General features: G+C 63.8%; 22 protein-coding genes and 3 pseudogenes. 13 read left to right on the forward strand and 12 right to left on the reverse strand.

Features of this window, described 5'->3' with window-relative positions:
• Window positions 1–797: 797 nt before the first annotated feature.
• The 4 genes and pseudogenes from RCH07_RS14110 to RCH07_RS14125 all read right to left on the reverse strand — a co-directional run bounded on the left by RCH07_RS14110 (window position 798) and on the right by RCH07_RS14125 (window position 3,213).
• Window positions 798–1,205 carry a four-helix bundle copper-binding protein gene (locus RCH07_RS14110; protein ID WP_326968110.1) on the reverse strand — a complete coding sequence of 136 codons (408 nt, stop codon included), beginning with the start codon at window positions 1,203–1,205 and terminating at the stop codon, window positions 798–800.
• 267 nt (window positions 1,206–1,472) lie between these two features.
• Window positions 1,473–2,082, reverse strand: a pseudogene (locus tag RCH07_RS14115) (recombinase family protein).
• A 229-nt stretch (window positions 2,083–2,311) separates the two neighbouring features.
• Window positions 2,312–2,602 carry a hypothetical protein gene (locus RCH07_RS14120; RefSeq protein WP_326968111.1) on the reverse strand — a complete coding sequence of 97 codons (291 nt, stop codon included), beginning with the start codon at window positions 2,600–2,602 and terminating at the stop codon, window positions 2,312–2,314.
• A 242-nt stretch (window positions 2,603–2,844) separates the two neighbouring features.
• Window positions 2,845–3,213, reverse strand: coding sequence for a hypothetical protein (locus RCH07_RS14125; RefSeq protein ID WP_326968156.1), 369 nt, complete (start codon window positions 3,211–3,213; stop codon window positions 2,845–2,847).
• Between the two features lie 174 nt (window positions 3,214–3,387).
• Here RCH07_RS14125 and RCH07_RS14130 point away from each other — a divergent pair.
• Window positions 3,388–4,639 (forward strand): annotated as a pseudogene (locus RCH07_RS14130) (IS30 family transposase).
• A gap of 249 nt (window positions 4,640–4,888) precedes the next feature.
• On the opposite strand, the gene RCH07_RS14135 reads toward RCH07_RS14130, so the two are convergent.
• The 4 genes from RCH07_RS14135 to RCH07_RS14150 form a co-directional block, all read right to left on the reverse strand.
• A complete protein-coding gene (locus RCH07_RS14135) occupies window positions 4,889–6,025 on the reverse strand; it encodes a baeRF2 domain-containing protein (RefSeq protein ID WP_326968112.1) in 1,137 nt (378 codons plus the stop codon).
• Window positions 6,022–6,228: a hypothetical protein gene (locus tag RCH07_RS14140; RefSeq protein WP_326968113.1), complete on the reverse strand. Its 207-nt coding sequence runs from the start codon at window positions 6,226–6,228 to the stop codon at window positions 6,022–6,024. Before RCH07_RS14140 ends, RCH07_RS14135 begins: the two co-directional genes overlap by 4 nt.
• Window positions 6,229–6,347: 119 nt before the next feature.
• A complete protein-coding gene (locus RCH07_RS14145) occupies window positions 6,348–6,581 on the reverse strand; it encodes a sigma factor-like helix-turn-helix DNA-binding protein (protein WP_326968155.1) in 234 nt (77 codons plus the stop codon).
• Entirely contained in the window at window positions 6,529–7,128 is a 600-nt protein-coding gene (locus tag RCH07_RS14150) for a sigma factor (protein ID WP_326968114.1), read from the reverse strand. Before RCH07_RS14150 ends, RCH07_RS14145 begins: the two co-directional genes overlap by 53 nt.
• Window positions 7,129–7,525: 397 nt before the next feature.
• Between RCH07_RS14150 and RCH07_RS14155 the strand changes: the two genes are divergently transcribed.
• The 4 genes from RCH07_RS14155 to RCH07_RS14170 all read left to right on the forward strand — a co-directional run bounded on the left by RCH07_RS14155 (window position 7,526) and on the right by RCH07_RS14170 (window position 9,166).
• Window positions 7,526–7,963: a hypothetical protein gene (locus RCH07_RS14155; RefSeq protein ID WP_326968115.1), complete on the forward strand. Its 438-nt coding sequence runs from the start codon at window positions 7,526–7,528 to the stop codon at window positions 7,961–7,963.
• 127 nt (window positions 7,964–8,090) lie between these two features.
• Window positions 8,091–8,507 carry a CBS domain-containing protein gene (locus RCH07_RS14160; protein ID WP_326968116.1) on the forward strand — a complete coding sequence of 139 codons (417 nt, stop codon included), beginning with the start codon at window positions 8,091–8,093 and terminating at the stop codon, window positions 8,505–8,507.
• Between the two features lie 46 nt (window positions 8,508–8,553).
• Window positions 8,554–8,832, forward strand: coding sequence for a hypothetical protein (locus RCH07_RS14165; RefSeq protein WP_326968117.1), 279 nt, complete (start codon window positions 8,554–8,556; stop codon window positions 8,830–8,832).
• Between the two features lie 100 nt (window positions 8,833–8,932).
• Window positions 8,933–9,166 carry a hypothetical protein gene (locus RCH07_RS14170; protein WP_326968118.1) on the forward strand — a complete coding sequence of 78 codons (234 nt, stop codon included), beginning with the start codon at window positions 8,933–8,935 and terminating at the stop codon, window positions 9,164–9,166.
• Between the two features lie 85 nt (window positions 9,167–9,251).
• Here the strand turns inward: RCH07_RS14170 and RCH07_RS14175 are convergent.
• Window positions 9,252–9,367 (reverse strand): annotated as a pseudogene (locus RCH07_RS14175) (IS481 family transposase); the annotation flags it as partial.
• A gap of 463 nt (window positions 9,368–9,830) precedes the next feature.
• Here RCH07_RS14175 and RCH07_RS14180 point away from each other — a divergent pair.
• From RCH07_RS14180 to RCH07_RS14195, 4 genes are all read left to right on the forward strand, one after another.
• Window positions 9,831–10,169, forward strand: coding sequence for a hypothetical protein (locus tag RCH07_RS14180; RefSeq protein ID WP_326968119.1), 339 nt, complete (start codon window positions 9,831–9,833; stop codon window positions 10,167–10,169).
• 391 nt (window positions 10,170–10,560) lie between these two features.
• Complete coding sequence (locus tag RCH07_RS14185; protein WP_326968120.1) at window positions 10,561–10,779, forward strand: hypothetical protein; 219 nt, start codon at window positions 10,561–10,563, stop codon at window positions 10,777–10,779.
• 186 nt (window positions 10,780–10,965) lie between these two features.
• Window positions 10,966–11,232 (forward strand): DUF7218 family protein, encoded by a 267-nt coding sequence (locus tag RCH07_RS14190; protein WP_326968121.1) that lies wholly within the window; start codon window positions 10,966–10,968, stop codon window positions 11,230–11,232.
• Between the two features lie 38 nt (window positions 11,233–11,270).
• Complete coding sequence (locus tag RCH07_RS14195; protein WP_326968123.1) at window positions 11,271–11,792, forward strand: DUF6328 family protein; 522 nt, start codon at window positions 11,271–11,273, stop codon at window positions 11,790–11,792.
• 206 nt (window positions 11,793–11,998) lie between these two features.
• On the opposite strand, the gene RCH07_RS14200 is transcribed toward RCH07_RS14195, so the two are convergent.
• From RCH07_RS14200 to RCH07_RS14210, 3 genes are all read right to left on the reverse strand, one after another.
• Window positions 11,999–12,448, reverse strand: coding sequence for a hypothetical protein (locus RCH07_RS14200; RefSeq protein WP_326968124.1), 450 nt, complete (start codon window positions 12,446–12,448; stop codon window positions 11,999–12,001).
• Between the two features lie 1,080 nt (window positions 12,449–13,528).
• On the reverse strand, window positions 13,529–13,984 hold the full coding sequence (locus RCH07_RS14205) for a hypothetical protein (protein WP_326968125.1): 456 nt from the start codon (window positions 13,982–13,984) through the stop codon (window positions 13,529–13,531).
• A 168-nt stretch (window positions 13,985–14,152) separates the two neighbouring features.
• The gene (locus tag RCH07_RS14210) at window positions 14,153–14,362 is read right to left on the reverse strand and encodes a hypothetical protein (protein WP_326968126.1); all 210 of its coding nucleotides are present in this window, start codon (window positions 14,360–14,362) and stop codon (window positions 14,153–14,155) included.
• 284 nt (window positions 14,363–14,646) lie between these two features.
• On the opposite strand from RCH07_RS14210, the gene RCH07_RS14215 reads away from it, so the two are divergent.
• The 4 genes from RCH07_RS14215 to RCH07_RS14230 all read left to right on the forward strand — a co-directional run bounded on the left by RCH07_RS14215 (window position 14,647) and on the right by RCH07_RS14230 (window position 21,905).
• Window positions 14,647–17,103, forward strand: a complete 2,457-nt coding sequence (locus RCH07_RS14215) for a phosphoketolase family protein (protein ID WP_442784839.1) — start codon at window positions 14,647–14,649, stop codon at window positions 17,101–17,103.
• Window positions 17,104–18,000: 897 nt separating this feature from the next.
• Window positions 18,001–19,539, forward strand: a complete 1,539-nt coding sequence (gene istA / locus RCH07_RS14220; protein WP_326968128.1) for an IS21 family transposase — start codon at window positions 18,001–18,003, stop codon at window positions 19,537–19,539.
• Window positions 19,536–20,339 carry an IS21-like element helper ATPase IstB gene (gene istB / locus RCH07_RS14225; protein ID WP_442784838.1) on the forward strand — a complete coding sequence of 268 codons (804 nt, stop codon included), beginning with the start codon at window positions 19,536–19,538 and terminating at the stop codon, window positions 20,337–20,339. The genes istA and istB overlap by 4 nt, the downstream gene beginning before the upstream one ends.
• A 318-nt stretch (window positions 20,340–20,657) precedes the next feature.
• Entirely contained in the window at window positions 20,658–21,905 is a 1,248-nt protein-coding gene (locus RCH07_RS14230) for a type III polyketide synthase (RefSeq protein ID WP_326968130.1), read from the forward strand.
• The last annotated feature ends 8 nt before the right edge of the window (window positions 21,906–21,913 follow it).

A 21,913-nucleotide genomic window follows, 5' to 3' on the forward strand; every position in this document is an offset into this window, starting at 1 on the left:
CCCCGACGCGGCATGGATCAATAACCCATCCAACAGAATGGCTACGGCAGTAGCCGCCTAACTCCCGCTGGCCTCAATCGCCTTGACAAATTCCGACACCCGCAGCTGGCTCCGCAGCACCAACACCTGCATCCGCCCAAAGCATCAGAGGTCCCCCACTTCCGAGGAACTGGATCGACTCCCAGCTGACCAAGGTGACAGACGGACCTGCACAAACGACTTCGAACATTCCGCGCATAACGAATAGAAAAATGACACCCGAAGTCACACACGCATGGGATCGAAGCGGTCGCCGAGGCGGTCCGCACCAGCCGTGCAGACGACTTCTGACATTCCATGCAGTCGCCTTCCGAAAATGACAAGTGTCAGTTTCAGAAGTCGTCTGCACTGGATCATGCGGAAGGACGGGGCTGGTGCAGGCGACTGCTGACACGGAAGTGTTCGAAGCCGTCTGCACCAACCGTCATTTGTTCGAAGCCGCCTGCACCAACCGCTGTTTTTGACCGAAGCCGTCTGCACCACCCCGCACGGACCCTGGAGCCGTTCTCTTAGGAACTTCTGTCAGCACACTTTATGACTTTGTCACCCCACCTTCCCCCGTCAGTTCATGAGCGCGCAGCATGTTGCGGCGGCGGCGGCCGTCGAACTGACGGGGAGATTTAGGCGGCAGGATACCGGGCCCGGCAGGGAACGCACGGAGCTGGCAGGCGGCGAGCTGTTCAACCCATGGCCGTAGGATGAATCGGGCTCCTGTTCCCGGGCCATGACCCGCTCCTTTTGTTCTCAGGGATGCCGGATCAGCCTAGGGAGGCGAGGAGTTCGTTGCAGACGGTTTCGCAGCGTCGGCATGCTTCAGCGCAAACCCGGCAGTGGTCGTGCATCTCTGCGTGCTGCTCGCATTCCTCGGCGCATGCTTTACAAGTTGCAGCGCAGGCCTGCAGCGCGGCGCGGGTGACGTTGGCGTCATAGCCGGTGTGACGGGAGAGAATGTTTCCAGTGGTGAGGCAGATGTCCGCACAGTCCAGGTTGGTGCGGATGCACTTGGTAAGCTCAGCCACGGAGTCTTCGCTCAGGCAGGCATCCGCGCATGCGGTGCAGGTCTGTGTACATTCAAAACACGCTGCGATGCACTCGGCGAGTTTCTCCCGGTCTATCCCACCAAGGTCCTTAGGATACGTCTCGAGCATGGAGGTGATGTGTGTCATTGACTTTGCTCCTTCGCTTTCGATGTGTTCGACGAAGCGCACCGGCGAACCCGACCGCCCCGATCCACAGTAACCTTATCTTTACTGCCCGGCTACCCTGTCTCTGTCCAGTCCAGACTGGTGACTGATCGAGTGCGTGCAGGTCACTTCTGACATTTCGTGCAGCCGACTTCTGAAAATGACAACAAGGCGGGCGCGCTCGGCGTAATCTGTGTGTCTCAGAAGTTGTTCCAAAACCGGCATCTCACGGACGCGTACTGAACTGACTTATGCAACGGTCCGAACTATTACCTCAGGATCCGGGGCCGTCTTCATTGCTCGGGGTCCAAGAGCCCTGGTGAGGCTCGACATGCTCACACTGAGGGTCTCCGCGATCTCCTGCAGTTTCTTACCCTTACGACGCAGGCCTCGGGCCGTCTCGAGTTTCGCCGGGGTCATCGCCCGCGGACGGCCGCCGAGCCGGCCCCTGACCTTAGCAGCCGGCTAACCCGGCCTTAGTGCGTTCAGCCAACCGCGAGCGTTCGTACTCGGCCAGAGATGCAAACATGTCGAAGATCAGCTTCCCACGCGCACTTGTCGTATCCAGCCAAGGTTCGGCAAGAGACCGGAAGCCTATCCCCCGTCGCCCTAGCACCGTGACGATATCGGACAGATCTGCGGTGCTACGTCCGAGCCTGGTCAGGTCGGTAACCACAAGGATATTGCCGGGTTGCAGGTATTCCAGGCAGTCCTGCCACCGCGCCCGCGCCTGCGTCGCTCCCGAGGCATGCTCCATAAAGACCTTGACGGCACCGGCGCCCACAAGTGCATCGAACTGCGCATCCAGGGACTGCCCCCGCGTGCTGACTCGGGCATAGCCAATGACATTCCGAGTCACGGGGCCACCTTTCAATGATCAGGGCATCCCATGTTCTAAAACACGTCAAAAACCCTCTTTCCCGCGTTCCGGCCAGCTTTGATACCGGGAACGGGTTCTGACCAAAAATATCGGATCAAGCCGCCACTTTGCTGTCATTTTCAGAAGTCGTCTGCACGAAATGTCTGAAGCCGACTGCACGGACCACAGTCAGCGTGCCGCTGGCCGGGCCGGGGTGAGACAGAGCGGCCTATTCTGGGCTGGCGCTGTCCTCCGTATCATCCAGCAGTCCCCGCTGGGCGAGGTCTGCGGCCTCTGAGGCTTCCGGGGGCAGGGGGTCGGTGGCCGGCGGAACATCATCCGCTGCATAGTCGGCGAGACCTGCTGCCACGCGCTCCTGCTCTGCAGCCTTCTCGTACATGTCGTCATCGATGCGTTCGGGCATCTTCCCGTGGCCGGTGCGGGTGGATGCCGGCAGTGCATCCTCTTGAGGGACGATGACCTCAACTCCGGGGTCCTGCTCTTCATTTGAGGTGGACATTGGATCTCCTTCAGCTCGCTGTCGTCCCAGCGTAGAGGCTAGGCCGGACCATGAAAAGCATCGGCTGCGCATACTGATAGCGACCATGAAAAACTGCCCATGGGCGGCCACGAAAATGCCCAGCGGGGCGAGTTCTAGCGATCGTTGCAACACCTCCGAAAAATCGGGAGTTGCAACACCCATGGAATCTCCATCAAGAAATAGTTCTTCCTTAAAAGAAGAAATCTCCGTCGACGGAGAAATCAGCACCCCAGGCCGGTACGGGCGGCAAGCGTCATCAGCAGTCCCATTCCCGTGCCCAAAGGCAGGATTTCCTTTCCGCAGTAGAGCGTCTGGGAACTGTGGCCTCGGCGGCCAAGGAGCTCGGCATCAACAGGAGCACCAGCCAGAAGTGGGCGAACGCTGCCGGGATCAGACGTCAACGCCACTACACCCAGGCCGACAAGGACCAGTTCCATGCCGTCCTTGATCGGACCAGTAGTATCGTCGCGGCCGCCAAGGAACTGAGGCTGAATATCAGCACCGCGAACACCTGGGCCGGCCGGGTCAATCCAGCGGCCAGGAAGCCACGAACCAACCGAACCGTGAAAACCGAGCCCGCGCAACGCCACCCATCGGCGGTCATTGACGAGTTCCTGGGCTTACTGCGGGAAGTCGGCAGCGTCAGCGTTGCCGCCGAGCAGCTCGGCCTGAACCGCTCGACCTGCTCGAACTGGGCGAACGATGCCGGCCTGGCCTCCATCAGCCCGCGACGCCCATCGGCGAAACAGATTCACTACCTGCGCTTGCGCCAAGACGGAGCCGGCCGGAGGGACGCCGCACTCGTGGTCGGCGCCAGCAAACAGAGCTCCTACCAATGGGACCGGCAACAGGCAGCAAAGGACACGGAGACTGCCGAGGGCCATACTGTGGATCTGCCGTATAAACGGGAGGTGAGAACTACTTTTGCGGAACCTTCAGCCCCTGCGGCGGCACCGGAGCTGAGGGCAGCGGCGGCGGAGCCTGCACCCGCCCCGGCGGCCTTGGAAGCCCTGGAACAGCCCATCAGCGACCGCTACCTGTCCCTGCAGGAGCGGGAGAGGATCGCGGACCTGCGCTCCCAAGGAACCTCAATGCAGGCGATCGGCAGGGCACTGGGCCGATCCGTGGGCACCATCAGCCGGGAGATCAAACGCAACAGCCACCCCGTGCTCGGCTACCTGCCCTACGGTGCTCACCGGGCCGCCACCGCAGTCCGGGCACGGCCCAAGGACAGTAAGCTGGCAGAACCCGGAGAACTGCACGACTACGTGAAAACTAAGCTCCTCACCCGCTGGTCCCCGCAACAGATTTCGAAGCTGCTGATCAAGGAATTCCCCGATGACGAGCAGATGCGCGTGAGCCACGAAACGATCTACCAGGCCCTCTACGTTCAGGCCCTCGGCGGACTCAAACGCGAGGTCAAAGAGGCCCTGCGCACCGGACGGACCCGCCGCAAAAAGCACCGGAATCCCGAAGAACGCACCAGTCGTTTCCGGGACCCGATGATCAATATTTCCGAACGCCCCGCCGAGATCGAAGACCGCGTCGTCCCGGGTCACTGGGAGGGGGGATTTAATAACCGGAGCCTACAACCAGTCGGCGATCGCAACCCTGGTGGAACGCACCACGCGCTACGTGATGCTGGTGCACTTGCCGGTGGACCATACCGCCGAATCGGTCCGCGACGGGCTGATCAAGACTGTGGGAACCCTGCCGGCGCACCTGCGGGGATCTCTCACTTGGGACCAAGGCGCCGAAATGGCCAAGCACAAGGCATTCAGCATCGCCACCGACATGGACGTCTACTTCTGCGACCCGGCCAGCCCGTGGCAACGCGGATCCAACGAGAACACCAACGGGCTGCTGCGGCAATACTTCCCCAAAGGCACCGACCTGAATGTCTACGGGCTCGAGGACCTGGAGCACGTCGCCCAGGAACTCAACGCCCGACCACGCAAAACACTGGACTGGGAAACCCCAGCAGAGCGTCTTCGTGATTTACTGATAGCCAGCTGACCTCGGGTGTTGCATCGACCCCTTGAATTCGCCCTTTGCCCCAAGCTATGGCGGAGCAAAGGCAGGGCAAGAACCAACGGCTGGCAGGTATCCGACAGCTGTCATTTGCACGGATTATGGTTGACAGCCCTCATGCTCCAAAGGACCGCTTTGAACTGTCGGCCGCCTTTTGCGGAATCGCGTAGTTCAGGGCGGTTGCAGCGCTGCGGTGCAGTTCGTGCTGCTGTTACCGCGCGGGCCGCCCGGCCTTTAGGGCGACGGGACTGCAGGGCCAGTTGGCCATCGCAGCAACGCGGCGATGTCAGCTTTGCCGGGCAGGACGCCCTCCGGGAGCAGAAGGATCCCGGCATCGGTCAACGCTGCGGCACGAAGGAGTGCGGCCGGCGCCGGGATCCGGCCCAGGACGTCCGCCCCGAGAGCCTCCTCCTCTGCGTTGGCTATCCACGGTTCTGCACCGAGTGCCAGGAGGTGATGACCCCCAAGCGCTTCATCGTTCATAATCAACACGTCCACCTGGGCTTGCTGGAGGGCACGCACCACAGCGCCTATGCCCGTGGCCGATTCGGGATTGGCCTGGCCTTCCTGCTCGGCGAGGCGTTCGATAACCTCCTGCTGCTCTGCCGCCCACTGCAGGGCAACCCGTTCATTGACCTGCTCGTTGAAGGCCTCCTGATCGGCACCGGCAGTATGGGTATGGGACTCCACGATACTTAGCAGTTCCCGGCTGGCTTCGGAGAGCTGATCCTGGACCAGGCCCCGGGCCCGGACATCACCGGCGAGCACCAGCAACCTGGCCCCGCTGTTGCGGATGATCCTGTCGATCTCCTCGGCCACCTGGTCCGCGTTCCGGCGCCAAATTTCCTCGGTCCGGTGCTGGTATTTGCCTTGCGACCAGCCCCCTCCCGCGACTTTGCTGAGGTTCTCGCTCGATCCTTCAACATCCTGGACCCTGTCGGGGCCGGGTCTGCCAGCGTAGTGCAGTCGGATCTCGGCGCTGTCCCGCCCGACTTCGGCAACGATGTACGGATACTCGCCGGGCCGGTGCTTGACCAACGGCAGCAGGTCCGGGACAGGGTCCACGGAGATTCTCTCCGGCACGACGAGGGGGCCTGGCAACAACTCATTGAGTTCCACCGTTCCCTGCCGCACGAGAACAAAACGTGCTACTGGGGAAGGTTCTCCCGTGGCAGGTTGTATGGCTTCTTCGATGGCAGCAAGGTCCTCAGCCGAGGCACCTTTGCCGGCAAGTGCTTTGCGGATATTGCCCGGGCGCACGTCGGCCGCTTCCAGCGTGTCGACCGTCCCTGTGCCGGCGTCGACATAGGCGGCGCACCAAGGGCCCTCGCGCCGGTAGAGGTCAGCGTATTCTTTCAGGCTATCTGTCACGGTTCCGGCTCCTCGGCGCCAGGTCCAGGAGCCGGGTTTAGAGCGTCCTGGACTTCTGCAGGATCTGTTTCATCCGGGAATGGCTCGGTCTCCCGCCACTCTTCGGCGTGTGCCGGCTGGTTGCTTTTAACCATTCCTTGGGTTTCCTGCTGCATCTTGTCATCCAGATGGGCGCCGTGGGTGGTGTTGCCGCGTTCGGCCATGACGATCTCCTTCCCGTGCGGGCGGTGCCGCACGTTTAATCAATCCGTACCTCACCGTAACACCGCAGCATCAGCGACTGAAGAGGACGGTGGTCCAGGCCACGGGCTGGACCACCGGGTCAGGATGTTTTGGAGGAGGGCATCGTTTCCGGTCCGGGTTCAGGGGCAAGGAGGGCCCGTTGGAGCTGAACGAGTATTTTGGCGAGCCGCCGGGACACCTGCATCTGAGTCATGCCGAACCGCTTGCCCAGGGCAGCCGGTGTCTCTTCGTGGGCATAACGGTGGTACAGCAGGTCCCGGTCAGCATTGGACAGTCCACGTATGGCCTGGCCCAGCGATATCAGTTCCTCGATATGGCCGGGTTCGCAATCCGGGCGGAAGACCTGCTGCCAGAATACCGCTGCAGTCGGGGCCGGGCGCGTCGATCGAATCAGGCCTCATGCTGATCGCTTGAGCTTCACGGACCTCGCCGGAGCTCGTGCCCAGTTCCTTGGCCAGTTCCTCATCAGTCGGGGCCCGTCCCAGGGTCTGGGCGAGAGCCGGTGCGGTGCGCGTGATGAGTGTACGCAGATCCTGCACCGCCCGCGGAGGCCTGACAACCCAGCAATGGTCCCTGAGGTACTTTTTTAATTCGCCCCGGATCGTGGGGGCGGCATACGCGGGAAAACTTCCGCCCCGGTCCGGGTCGAACCCGTGTGCTGCTTTGATCAGGCCCAGGTATGCCACTTGTCGCAGATCTGCCTGGTCCCGGCCACGGGCGTAACGCCCGGCCAAAGCTTCAGCCAGAAACAGGTGTGCCAACACCAGGTCCTCCCGCAAGGCCTCCCCGATCCGCCCGCCCCGCCGGGACAGATTATGCTTTGACCGGCATTCAGGCCCTCGCCGCACAAGTTCCTGCATGGGGTTTCCTGCATGGCGGTCCTTCCCTCCAAAGCTGAGCTCCTGCTGTAAGGCCTGGCCTCAGCCAAACATAGAGCTTCACACTGTTGCAACCCCCTCCCGATGCGACGCGGTGGAAACCAGCGGACCGCTGTTTGACCGTCCCATATGCGGCATGAGCGATGCCACCGGCGACGAATACCCATCCCGGCCTGCACCGGAAACCCGGCACGGGGAACCTTATACCGAACGCCCCCGACAACCCTCCACGCGCCCGACAGCTGCCGAACGGGTACGGAGAACCCCCGGGTACTGGCGCCCCGATTGCTTGCCAGTGCAAGAGGCACGGGTCTAGTCTGAGCGAGGGAGCACGATTCCAGCAGTCCGGTCAGCGACCCCCTTGCAAAGGAAACAGTCAATGTCGACCATCTCCGAGCCATATATCACCGGCGGCGGTGCCCAGGAGCCGTGGGCAGATTCCCTTCACTGCTTTGACTGCCACACAGACAGGCACCTGGTCATCGAGTCCATAGAAGCTCTCTCGCCCCCGGTTCCGGGAATGGTTGCTGTCTCGTACACCTGCACTGCGTGCGGCCACTACCGGGCGCACCCGGCGACCGTCCCGCCAATAGCCGTCGTCCTCAACCGCCCCGGGCCCGAGCGGATCTCAGGGATCCTTCAGTTCGGCGGCGAGTACATCCACTGCGGTGAACCGATGCACCCGGCAGGGTCTGAACTGCGCGGCATCTACGCCCCGCTGAGCACGGAACAGAGCTCCGAAGGTGTCCTTGAGGTCTGTCTCCGTACCCGGGTTTTACATTGCGTCTGCGGGTTCCAAATGGAAATACCCGAATAACGAACCACCCAGCCAAGGCCAGCAGCCGAGGCAGAGTGGGCAAGCACCGGCGGGACGATACAAGGCCGGGCGCCGAACCCCTGGTTCCAACAAAAAAGCCAATATCCAACAGAAGGAGTGAACACGAATGCCATCGACAGCACGTGAAATCATGACCGGCGGGGCAGAATGCATTGGCGAGAACGAGACCTTGGAACAGGCTGCCCGGAAGATGAAGGACCTGGACGTCGGGTCGTTGCCGATCTGCGGAGAAGACAACCGGCTCAAAGGTATGCTCACGGACCGGGACATCGTCATCAAGTGCCTGGCCGAAGGCGGAGACCCACGCAGCGCGACCGCAGGCGAATTCGCCCAGGGCAAACCTGTCACCATCGGCGCCGATGATTCCATCGAAGAAGCGATCAAAACCATGCAGGAGCACCAGGTCCGCCGCCTGCCGGTCATCGACGGACACGACCTCGTCGGGATGCTCAGCCAGGCCGACATCGCCCGGAACTATCCCGAAGACAGGGTCGGCGAACTGGTCGAATTCATCTCCTACTGAGAAGCGGCGGGAACCAGCGAACCACTCCACCGAGGGGGAGGAGACCGTGACATCTAAGACCTCGACAACCACTAACCACGATGAAATCCGCGAATGGGTCGAGCAAAACGGCGGAAAGCCTGCTGGCGTCAAAGCCACTGCCGAAGGCCAGGACCCCGGTGTGCTCCAGGCTCTCTTCCCCGGAGGTGCAGGGGAAGAGAGCCTGGAGCAGATCAGCTGGGAGAACTGGTTCGAAAAATTCGAGAAAAACAAGCTGGCCTTCCTCTACCAGACGGAGAAAGCCAACGGGGGACCCAGCACCTTCTTCAAAGTGATCAACAGATAGCTGAAAAGACCCGGTGGGCGACAGGTAAAGGTCTCCGGCCCGAAGTTCCGGCCGGACGTTTCAGCCGCCCTGGACCGGCTAAAGTGATCGGAGATTTTTCATGGCAACCTGTGATACCTGCGGCAATGACTACGACAAGACCTTCACCGTCAGCAGGGAAGGAAAAACCGGTACGTTCGACAGCTTTGAATGCGCTGTACAGGCAATGGCGCCCGCCTGCGGACACTGCGGCTGCCGCATCCTTGGACACGGGGTTGAAAGTGAGGGAAGCATCTACTGCTGCGCCCACTGCGCCCGCCACTCCGGCGAGCAGCGGCTGATCGACCGGGCATGAGCGGCCCGCGTTACAGCCACCGCCGCGAGGCCGGGCAGGCTTGGCAGGCTTGGCAGGCTTGGCAGGCTTGGCAGCAGAACTCTAACGTTACGGATACCTGGAACCGTTCAGCTGCCCGGCGCAACGACCACCCATCATCAACGATGCACCGGGCCAGCCGGAGCCTGCCTTAGGCGTGAGGATCGCGTTAGCATGGGACATTGAAGACCTCCTTGTGAACTGGACTCTCGACAAGCCCAACTCCACTCGGAGGTCTTCTTTTTGTCACCTAACCACGCCGCATGTTCCTAACGTCCGGGGTCAATACAGCTAGGTTCCCTTGGCCCCCTGTGGCAGGGCCGCGTGGGCATAGATCCGTAATCAAACCCATTCCCGCATACTCACGGACGGCGCTGATACCCTCGACAGCCGACGCTTTGTCCCGGAACTGTGTGGACGCTGTTGGCCCGGTCGCAGACCACCCAGAGGAAAGACCTTTTCAGGGACGGCATCCAGCATCTCCTGCACCTTACTGAATCGGCGCATGCTGGCGCTCTCCGTCACTTCTTGCCTGAGGCTGCGGTATTCTCTGGGATACCGGCAGAATGGTCGGTCTTTTCATGCCTGAGGCTTTCTTGCTCCCACTGGCTGGGGGCATTGCTTCTATAAAACCAAGGTGGTCTCCGTGGAATCGTTCACCGATATAAACACGCTCCCTTTGTCCATCGCCCAGGTTGATTCGATCGTGCACGTGGAGCCAGCGCAGGCTTCCGCCGGCACCGAAAGCCCAACGATCTCGCCGCTGCTGCAAGAGCAGCTGCTGGCCGCGGTGGTCACCCGGGTTGGGGAAGTCGAGGCAGCAGAATGGGCACTGGACCAGGCCAAAGCTGCACGCTACGCTCAGATGTCCGCTGCTATGTCCGCAGGCGTAGCTGCCGAGAGCGTCGCAGCGGCGGCCGGAATAACTAAGCCGGCCCGGGCGGCATTGGTCGGCGAAAAGGCGGGGGCTTCCGTCGAAGGATGACGGTCTCGGCTTCCCGGGGATCACGTCCGTCATTACGGGACCACAGATCAAGTCGGCCTTCTCAACGACCGTCATGTGAAGATTCCGCTGTGCAGCGAAGGCTTCGGCAGAATCTCTCAACTTCGTCCGCGGTGCCGGCCCATCCGGCCCGGCTGGGTGGGGGGACGAGTGAGTTTTGAGTGTCTTGACCGGCGGAACATTCGGGGACATGATGGGAGCGGGTCGGGTTCAGGGATCCGCAAGTTGCAGGGGCCTAAGCGGCCTGCGGGGTGCAGCTGAGGGTCTCCGGAGACAACGACAGCCGTGGCGGGTCCGGCCGTTTCGGGCTCCTGACGGAGTCGAGGGCCCGCGCCGACTTATGGTCACGCTAGGAAATACGGAAGGAATTGTCATGAGCGGAACGCCGGAGCCGATCGAGCGCCGCCATGCCGAGGCGCCCGCTGAAGGCGAGGACTGGGCCGACGCGCCTGCCGAAGACGACCGGACCGGCGTACAGGAAGCACCTTCCGGGAGCCGAGCCCACGCCCAGGAACCGGCGGAAGGCGCACGGGCAGAGACCATCCCTGCCGACCCGTCATCCGGCAAAGAACGGGGCGACGGGGAAGGCTAGGCATCCGTTCGGCGGGCGCAGCAAGCGAGCCCTGCAATTCGTCCGAGCGAACCTTTTTTGGACAGGGGTACACCCGGGGGCCCGGCCCGGTTCCGGGGTCCGGCAACGCTCTGCACTGCAACGTCGGGTCGGAGGAGAGTGCATTCCTGGGAATCTACGAAGACAGTTACCAGAAAAGGGGAGACCATGCCTGCCGGTAAATCATCGAGACTGAAGGATCCGGAACTGTATGAAGAGCTCCGCAGGGACGGAGCATCGACACAGAAAGCCGCACGCATTTCCAACGCGGCGGCTAAAGAGGGCCGCTCAACCATCGGCCGGAAGGGCGGCGAGGCCGGCGACTACGAGGACTGGACGGTGGGACGGTTACGGGGCCGGGCGAAGACACTCGGGCTCAAAGGCTATTCGAAACTGCGTAAAAACGATCTCATCAACGCCCTGCGGGACGCGTGAGCGGCGCCGGGGCCGGGACACCGGAATCTTCGCACGGGATGGAAGGCGCCGGAGGCGGACGGAATGAGACGCGCGAGGAAAAACTGGACCGGAACTGGTCGGAACTGCTGCAGGAGCTGCGCGTCATGCAGACGGGCGTGCAGATTATTGCAGGGTTCCTTCTGACGTTGCCCTTCCAGCAGAAGTTCGCCGCCCTGGATGGCTTCCAGCGCGGACTCTACCTCACGCTGGTGCTCATCGCCGCGCTGACTACGGCCCTGATGCTGGTGCCCGTGAGCCTGCACCGCCGGCTGTTCCGCCATCACGTGAAAGACACCCTCGTCACCGATGGGGACCGGATTGTTAAGGCCGCGCTGACCGGTATCGCGGTGCTGATCGCCGGCTCTGCTTCGCTCATCTTCTCGGTCGTCCTGGGGAGCACCGCCGGCGTCACGACCGGAGCCGCCCTGCTCGTGGTCCTGGCCGTCCTCCTGCTCCTCTTTCCGTTGCTGGCCTGGCAACGGCACTCCGGAAGACTCGACGATCGGCTGGAAGTTCCCCGCCCGCCGGGCCGGGAATAGCGTCGCCCCGGCCCCGTGCCGGGACCATGTAGCACGTCCACGGGCGGAGGTGCGTGGCAGGATCCGGGTCGGTCGGTTTACTGTCCGGAAATCGGCCTTGCCCGGGCGCGGGGTCCCGGCGCCGAAGGAGGGGACCGCGTGCCTGGGCGCGCTCAGGCGCTCTATAGTCCTCCGGAACGAGGCGGGCAACCAGGCGTCCTCCGCGGTTAGGGGGTTGTGGGGGCGAGCCGCTCCGTGCTTGTATCCAGCAAAAGCGGTTCCAGGTCCCGGATCTGTCCCAGGGCACGGTCCAGCAGGCGCTGTATCTGGCCCTGATCGATGCTCTTGTAGATGGAGGAGAGAACGATGAGGGTTTTCCAGAGCAGCACCTTTCCGGTGACGGCCGTGATGAGCGCTTCGAGCTCCAGCTGTCCGGCGGCGCCGTCGGGGGAATGCGTCGGGTTCAGAGGGTCCACAGCGGCCAGGTGCGCACCGATCCACGCCAGAGGTTTCTTATGGCCCGGCATGGCAGAGTGCAGCTGCTCACAGATTTCCTGGAGCGCTTCTTTGTCCTCGCGGACCTCGGCGGTGAGTCTGCTGAGCTCGGCCCCGTGAGCGGAACCCGCCCACGATGTGGCTGCCTGCTCGAACAGGCGTTCCCCGGCCGAAGCGGCCATCAGCTGTGCAGGTAGGCGCGCAATGAATTATCGTCTGCCTTTTCTTCAGCCTGCATATTTTCGTTCATCAGCTTTCCTTCCGGCAATGTTACGTTGCTGCGTTCCACCCGTGCCGAGGGTCGCGTGCGCAGGCGCACCACCACCGCCGGCCGGCAGCGGTCTCACTCCGGCGGTTTGGTGCGGGCTCCGCGCTGGTGGTCCTCCAGCTTCTTCTCCGAATCCCGGCGCCGCTGGCCCACGGTGCGCATCGGCTGCGTGGTCGGCGTCCGGGGTGCTTTTGATCCGGGCCCGGGGCGTGTTCTTCCCCGCTGCCAGAAGCAGGATTGTCCGAACCGGGATGCGTGTTCTCGCTCATACACGCATCCTCCCACCCGGCACGACCGGACACCATGCGAAAGTCCGTTCCAAAGCCGCCTTTCTGAGGACCGGCCGTCGGGACCCGGGCCCTTACGGGAAAGCCGGGCGAACAAACGACGGCTGGATCCGGTAGGCATCTGCCCGGCCCCGGACAGCCTCTCCTCGGTTCCTTCCCCCGGGCACACCCCGGTCCGTCCGGCCGCGGGGACGAGTCCCCTGTGCGGGGCCGGTGGTCACCCTCTTCGTGCCGCAGCCAAGGTCCTGCCGGGCGGTCCTCTTCTTACTGTCTCTTCCCTGGCTTGCTAGCGTGGAGGAGACAGGAAACAGGCACCGACAGGAACGGGAGCAGTTGATGAGCACCGGGACGAACAAATCTGATGAGGCAGTGACCGACCGCAGCCGCACGGAGGCCACACCGGTCCCGGGACAGGCCGCCGACCCGGCTGACCCGAAGGAAAACGGATCAGACCGTGACCCCGGCCAGCCAAGCACTCCCGCAGGCGGTCACGAATCGGAGGGGAGCCGGACAATCCCCCCGGGGCCCGCGGAAGAAGAAGACCGCCGGGAACACGATGACCGCGGGTTGACCACGGACACAGGCTCCAGCGACTGACGCGTACACTCTTCGACCGGGACAGCCGTGCCCCGGGGCAACGGCACCAGCCAGACACCGAAGGCCGCCGGTCCGTGCTGGCGCCGCGGCGCATCATCCGCCGTGAACGCTCAGTCCGGGCCAACGGTCCCGGCGCCGGTCCTCTGCCCGTCCGGTGGATGCGGGCGGTGGGTGAAGCAGATGGCGTCGGTGACCACGGCCGAAAGTTCTCCGGTGCGGGCGAGCGTGGCGCGTTGTCGTCGTTCCCCGGTCCCGCGCCGCAGGATCACAGCCACACCGGACTGGACGCGGGGAAGGTCCCCGGAATCCGTCAGTGCCGTCCGGACATGGCGGACAAGGGCAGCGATGATGTCCGGTGCCGGCCGCGGCCGGTTGTCCACCGGGTGCAGGAGATCGCCGTTGATGCCGGACCGGCTGGCCCGCCAGAGAGCCAGCCGGAGCAGGGCAACCGGGACCGGGCGGGGCGGCACACCAGCACGCCATTCCCGGGCGGCTGTCTCCACCAGGCCACGGACCAGCGCGGCGATGAGGACGGCATCCTCGGCGAACAGGCAGACATCCGCCACCCGGACCTCCAGGGTGGGCCGGAGGGGTCGGTACGCCGGGACCGAGTGAGCGCGCCCAGGGCCGGCCATCGTGGCGAGAATCGGCCCCGACGGAATCAGGGTTTCGGACGCACACGTCCGGGCCGCTCCGGGTGGCAGCGTAGCCGGGTCGTCGGACCCAACCTGGTGCTATTCGGTCGTATCTCCGGGAGGATCCGGTTCCTCGCTCGCAGGCTGGTAAGCCGCCACGAGCAGCGGGACGGCGAGAACGCAGCCGATCCCCGCCGGAATGAGATAGAGCACCCCGGACCCGGGGATCAGCGTCCCCATCAGCGCGCCGATAAGCGCCCCGCTGATGATGTGGGTCAGGGCCCTCGCCAGGGCAGGTCTTAGTGTCATCACACGGGTCCTTGCCTCGCAGGGAACACACTTTTCGTCGCAGCCAGAAGCACACGGATGAATCCATCCTGCAAGAATTTCGGGCACAGGGAAACCACCGCGATGTGCGTTGCAGAAGGTGCCCCCAAGGTCCGGCCAGGCAGCTCTTTAAACAGCATGCCGGGCGCACGCAAGAACCTCAGGACGGCAGCCGGGCCTGTCCGGGGTTGCCCCGAATGGCTGGAGGTGTTGTTATGGTCACTGACCAAGTCCCGAATCCGTCCCACGACGCGGAGGTTGTGCCGATGAGCCACCCGGACCCAGAGGTATCCCCCACGAGCCGCGCATCGGCTGCCACGGGCCGCGGAGCCGGGCATCCTGCTCTCGGTGAAGAGTTGGCATTGGTGGACCGCTGGTGGCGGGCCGCGAACTACCTCTCGGTCGGACAGATTTATTTGCGCTCCAACCCCCTCCTGCGCAGCCCCCTTCGCGCGGCGGACACCAAGCCACGCCTGTTGGGGCACTGGGGAACAACCCCCGGACTGAACTTCATCTACGCCCACCTCAACCGTGTCATCCGACGCGATCGGCAGAACATGCTGTTCATCGCCGGCCCCGGCCATGGCGGTCCCGCGGTCGTTGCCAACGGCTGGTTGGAGGGCACGTATTCCGAGATCTACAACCACGTGGGACCCGACGAAGCCGGCATGGCAGAGCTGTTCCGTCAGTTCTCCTACCCTGGCGGGATTCCCAGCCACGCCGCCCCGGAAACCCCAGGGTCCATCAGCGAGGGCGGGGAACTCGGCTACTCGCTGGCCCACGCCTACGGCTCGGTCTTTGACAACCCGGAGCTGATCACCGCCGCCGTGATCGGTGATGGCGAAGCGGAAACGGGACCACTGGCTGCGAGCTGGCACTCGCACACCTTCCTGGACCCTGTTGCGGACGGCGCGGCGCTGCCCATTCTGCACCTGAACGGCTACAAGATCGCCAACCCCACCATCCTGGCCCGGATGCCGGAACCCCAGCTCGAACAGCTCTTACGCGGTTATGGCCATGTGCCACATTTCGTGACAGTGACTGATCCGGAGGCGACTGCCGCCGCGCACGGGGACTTCGCAGCGGCGCTCGACGACTGCCTGACCGAAATCCGTGCCATACAGGACCGGCACCGCACCGCACGGGACCGCACCGAGGGTTCGGTTGGACGCGACTCCCCCGCAGTAACGGGCTGGCCGATGATCGTCCTGCGTTCACCCAAGGGCTGGACCGGTCCCCGGACGGTGGATGGTCTGCGGGTTGAAGGCACCTGGCGCAGCCACCAGGTGCCTTTGTCCGAAGTCCGCACCAACCCCGAGCACCTCGCCCAACTCGAACGCTGGTTGAAGTCCTACCGGCCGGATGAGCTCTTTGACGAAGGCGGCCGACTACGCGCTGAGGTCGCCTCCAATGCGCCCTCGGGCCGCCTCCGCATGAGCGCCACGGACCATGCCAACGGCGGGATGCTGCTGCGTTCCCTGGCATTGCCCGACTACGCCGATCATGCCGTCCAGGTACCCCGGCCCGGCGTCGAACGGATCAGCCCGATGATCACCCTGGGATCCTGGCTCGGAGAGGTTATCACCGGGAACCCGGATAATTTCCTCCTCTTCGGGCCGGATGAGACCGAGTCGAACCGCCTGCAGAACGTCTTTGAGGTGACGGACAAGGTGTGGCAGTCCAGGATCGACGACGTCGACGAGCATCTGGCCCGGGCAGGCAGGGTCCTTGAAGTGCTCAGCGAACACCTGTGCCAGGGCTGGCTCGAGGGATATCTCCTGACCGGCCGGCACGGAATCTTCAACTGCTATGAGGCATTCATCCACATTGTCGATTCGATGTTCAACCAGCATGCAAAATGGCTGAAGGTGCATCGGGAACTGCCGTGGCGGCGGCCTGTGGCGTCGCTGAATTACCTGCTCTCGTCCCATGTCTGGCAGCAGGACCACAACGGCTTCTCTCATCAAGATCCCGGGTTCATCGACCATGCCGTGAACAAGAAGGCTGAAGTCATCCGTGTCTATCTGCCACCGGACGTGAACACCCTTCTTGCCGTCATGGAGCACTGCCTGGAATCCAGGGACTACATCAACATTGTGGTCAGCGGCAAACAGCCCTCTCCCACGTGGCTCGCTCCGGACGAGGCAGCACTTCACTGCCGACGGGGCCTGGGCATCTGGGACTTCGCGGGTTCGGAAATCGCTGGCGAAGAACCCGATGTGGTGATGGCTTGCGCCGGGGACGTCCCCACGATCGAAACAGTCGCCGCGGCCCGGCTGCTCGCCACCGAACTGCCCGGGCTGAAGATCAGGGTGGTCAATGTGGTCGACCTCATGCGGCTCCAGGAGGCCAGCGAGCACCCTCACGGACTCTCAACGCCGGACTTCGAGGGAATCTTCACGGCAGACATGCCGATCATCTTCGCCTACCACGGCTATCCCGCCCTGATCCATCGGCTCACCTACCGGCATGGCAACCAAGAACGGCTGCATGTGCGCGGCTACAAGGAAGAGGGCACCACCACGACACCATTTGACATGGCCATGCTAAACGGCATAGACCGCTTTCAACTGGCCCTCGACGTTCTTGACCGTGTGCCGGGGCTGCGCGAACGTCACCCGGTTCTGCACCAGTCCCTTCAAGACCTCAGAATCCGGGCACGGAACCACACCCGTCAGCACGGCGAGGACCCCGACGAGATCCGAAACTGGGCACTGGACTGACGTTCTCAGACGCTCCAGAGAACGGTCCCCATACGCTGGGCGCACTGGACCGCCGGACGACTCCTCCAACACGGCCCGACCTACCAAAGCAGCCGGATTCGCAACTGCGTCGTCCGCCACCCCGCCCTCATCCGGGAAAAAGTAACGAGAGCATCCTCCGGGCACGGTCAGATGGCCACGGATCCAACAAATGCAGCCACGCTCGAAGTTTCCCAATGGATCCATATTCCCTTGCTGGCAATCCCTGCGCCATCAGGCTGGTCTTTCAGGGTGGCCCGCGCCAGATGCTCCACTTCCCTCCGGCATAGCCGAGCCCCCGGAGGAGTGGTGAACTCGCAGCTCGGGTCTTTCCCCGGGCGGCTTCACTCCGGGCGAGTGTCCGGATGAAGTTCGGCGTCGAGGGCGTGGGCGTCGGCCAACTGGGCCAGCAGTCTCCCAAGCTGCGCCCCCGCACCCCGGACCCACCGAGAACCAAAAACGTCCATACCCGTCGGATGACAGAACCGAGAACAACCACCCGGTCCAGCGGGTCCAATCCTGCCAAGGAACGCGGGCACCGCGCTCACGTGCGCGCCAGCCGACGATCTACGGGCCCGTGCATTCATCGAAAGCCCGCTCCCACCCCCAACGTCATTCACCTTGACAAATTCCGGAGCAGCCAGTCAAACACGGCAGAAGGTCCTGCGACAAAACCCAAAGGCGACGATATCCACGGGTCACCGACCTCACCGATATCTTCTCCATCTCAAGACCCCCATCTGGGTATGGCACTCTGAAATGGCCCCACTGAGGGGACTTTTAGCCGTTTGAAATGGCCCCACCCTCGACCCGCCCGTAGCGTTCTTTTTGTCCGCCAAGACGAAAGAGAACGGAACGGGATTGAAGGAGAGATCGAGAGTGAAGCAATTCGAGCGTATCCGCCTTGATGCGAGGGATAAAGATATGTCGATCAGAGAGCTGGCACGGGTGCACGGCGTCCACCGCCGCACGGTCCGGGCCGCGCTGGCGGAGGCCACGCCGCCGGCACGGAAGACGCCCGAGCGGAAGGCTCCGAAGCTGGGGCCCTGGGAGGACACCATCCGGGTCTGGTTGACCACCGACCAGAAAGCGCCGCGCAAACAGCGTCACACGGCCCGCCGGATCTGGCAGCGGCTGGTCGATGAACACGGCGCCGTGGTGGCCGAGTCCACGGTCGCTCACGGCGTGGCCAGGATCCGCCGCGAGCTCGTCAGCACTCCGGCTGACGTCGCGGTCCCGCAGACCCATACCCCGGGCGGGGAAGCCGAGGTCGACTTCGGCGAGTTCCAGGCCGTGATCGGCGGCGCGCAGGTGAAGCTGTTCATGTTCGTGATGCGGCTGTCCTACTCCGGACGGGCCGCGCATGTGGCCTACGCGAACCAGTCGCAGGAGTCCTTTCTGGACGGGCATAACACCGCGTTCGAACGCTTCGGCGGGATCCCGGCCAAAATGATCCGCTACGACAACCTCAAACCGGCGGTCACCACCGTGATTCTGGGCCGGGAGCGGCTGGAAAACGAACGCTTCATCGCCCTGCGCTCCCATTACGGGTTCGACTCGTTCTTTTGCCTGCCAGGCATCGACGGCGCCCACGAAAAGGGCGGCGTCGAAGGCGAAGTCGGCAGGTTCCGCCGCCGCTGGCTGACCCCCGTCCCGGAGTTCGGGACCCTGGAGGAACTGAACGCGTATATGGCCGTCTGCGATGTCAAGGACGACCACCGGGTCATCACCGGCCGCCCAGTCACCGTCGGTGCCGCGGCCGCGGAGGAAGCCGGTATGCTCCGGGCCTTGCCGGCGGACACGTTCGAGGCCGCCTCGACGTTCTCGTTCAAGGCCGACCACAAGTCCCAGGTCTGCGTCCGCCAGTCCTACTACTCGGTCCCGGCCCGCTATGCCGGGCGCCGGGTCAGCGTCCGGCTCGGTGCCCGCACCATCGAGATGTTCGCCGAAGGAGCCCGGATCGCGTCCCATGTCCGGGCCATCCATAAGTATTCCTACGTGCTGGAACTGGACCACTACCTTGAGGTCCTCACCCGCAAACCCGGCGCCCTGGCCGGAGCAACAGCGCTGGTGGCCGCCCGCACCTCCGGGTCCTTCACCGGAGCCCACCAGAAATTCTGGGACAAGGCGCGGGCCGCCCTCGGCGACAAGGCCGGCACCAAGGCCCTGATCGAGGTCCTGCTCCTGGCCCGGACCCTGCCGGCCGCCGCGGTCACCGGCGCGATGGAGAACGCCGTCACGGCCGGGGACTTCGACACGGATCATCTGGCCATCCACGCCCGTGCCAGCCAGAGCTTCCACCACGTCCCGGCCGTGCTTCCCGACGATATTGCCGGACGGATCAGGCACCTGCCCGACCGCTGGGAGCCCTCGCTGGCCGGCTACGACGGGCTGCTGGCCGCGGCGGGCAGCCGATGAGCGCCGGGCAGGGACCCTCCATGGGCCAGCTGAGTGAGCCGGCCGCCGCGGCGGCGATCGGCGCAGCCTGTAAAACCCTGTATCTGACCGGCACCGCGCAGGTCGCCGGGTCCATGGCCGCCGAAGCGGCCCGGCAGCGCCTCAGCCACCAGGCGTACCTTGCCGAGGTCCTGACCTATGAATGCGAGGAACGCGATAACCGCGCCCGGGCCCGGCGGATCAAGGAAGCGAAGTTCCCGCGCAGCAAACGCCTCGAAGACCTGGACCTGGCCCAGATCCCTGACCTGCCGCCGGCGACCCTGACGCACCTGGCCACCGGCGCGTGGATCGATGCCGGGGAACCGCTGGTACTCCTCGGCAATTCCGGGACCGGGAAAACACACCTGCTCATCGGCCTGGGCATGGCCGCCGCCGAGCAGGGACGGCGGGTCCGCTACATCACCACGGCGGCGCTGGTCAACGAACTCGTCGAGGCCGCCGACAACAAGGAGCTATCGAGGCTGGTGGGCAAATACGCGCGCCTGGATCTCCTTTGCCTCGATGAGGTCGGCTACGTCAAGCTCGATACCCACGGCGCCGAGCTGTTGTTCCAGATCATCACGGCCAGGGAAGAACGGGCGTCCATCGCCTGCGCAAGCAACGCCCCGTTCAGCGAGTGGGGCCAGACGTTCACCGACCCGCGCCTCGCGGCGGCGGTCGTGGACCGGCTGACCTTCCGCGGCCACATCATCAACACCGGCACCGATTCCTACCGGCTGAAAACCACCCAGCAGACCATCAACAAGTCCCGGCAAAACTGACCGGAACACCAACAGGGTGGGGCCAAAACAAGCGGCGAACCCGGAGCCAAATCAACTTGCTATTCCCACCCATCTGCCGGACACTTCAAAAGCCCTAACCAGATGGCGGCGGTGGACAGCTCCAGAAGCCCCAGGCCAGATCCTCGGGGCGCCAGAGCTTTCCAAGGTTCTTCGCGCCGGAATCCCAGGGCGTTGAGACCACCACTTGAACCTGCCCATTCTCCGCTCAGAGATTGCCCCTGGGGACAGCTTCAGGAGTACCGGGCCTCCAGGGGACGTAACCTTTGTCTTTGGCGGCCGACTCACTGAGAATGAACTATGACGGTCTACCTGAGGTCCCTGGAAACTGCTGTTCCGCCAACTGTCCTGATCCAGTCCGAGGCCCGGGATGTGTTCGCAGCGCAGCCAGGGCTCACAAGACTTGGCACTCGGCTGGTCAGCACCTGCTTTGACTCGGCGGCCATCGACACGCGGCATACCGCCGTCGAGGAACTGACCAAGGACAGCCAGGCGGAAAATCCCCTGTTCTTCAATCCTGCAACGGGACTCCTGCTCAGCCCCAGCACCAAGGTCCGGAACGATATCTTCGCCACAGAAGCGACCAAGCTCTTCATCGAGTCGGCACAGAAGGCCCTGGATGCCTGTCCTGGAATCGATTTACTTGACATAACTCACCTAGTGACCGTCTCCTGCACCGGATTCTTCAACCCGGGCCCGGACTACAAAATCGTCCGCGCCCTCGGCCTGAACCCCGCCGTACAGCGCTATCACCTCGGGTTCATGGGCTGCTATGCGGCATTCCCGGCGCTGCGGGCCGCCAAGTCCTTCTGTGAGGCCGATCCGGACGCCGTTGTGCTGGTGGTCTGCGCGGAACTCTGTTCCCTCCACGTCCGCACCTCCAACGATCCCGACACCATTATGGGCTCGGCCCTGTTTGCCGACGGTGCGGCCGCGGCCATCGTCAGCGCCAGGGAAATCCCGGACGAACCCGCGCTGCTGCGGCTGGACCACTTCGAGACGGTCCTCACGCCCGTCGGCGAGGAATCCATGGCCTGGAACATCGGCGACGAAGGCTTCGAGATGGTGCTCGGCAATTACGTCCCCCACATCATTGACGACCACATCATCGGCGCCCTGGAACCCCTGCTGTCCCGGGAGAGTTCCCTGCTCGGACTCCCCTACCGGGACATCCGGCACTGGGCCATCCATCCCGGCGGCCGCAGCATCCTGGATAAGGTGCAGTCACGGCTGGATCTTAGCGATGAACAGCTGATCCCTGCCCGCGAAACGCTCCGGAACTTCGGCAACATGAGCAGCGCCACGGTGCTGTTCGTGATCAAGCACATCCTGGACCTCCCGCCAGCGGACGCAGGCGGCGGCGACGAGCGGATCTGCTCGATGGCGTTCGGGCCCGGGCTGACGGTGGAAACAGCGCTCTTCACCAAGCTCCGGGACCCGCGGCGCGCAGCGCCCTTAAGCCCGGACACCAAGGCCGAAACCACAGCCACGACGGAGGCTCAAACAGCACAGCCTGCATCACCGCTGTCGGCACCCGCCCCCGCCTGAAAACGCAC

It is taken from the genome of Arthrobacter sp. CG_A4, assembly GCF_035985125.1.
In the GTDB taxonomy this organism is placed as follows: domain Bacteria; phylum Actinomycetota; class Actinomycetes; order Actinomycetales; family Micrococcaceae; genus Arthrobacter.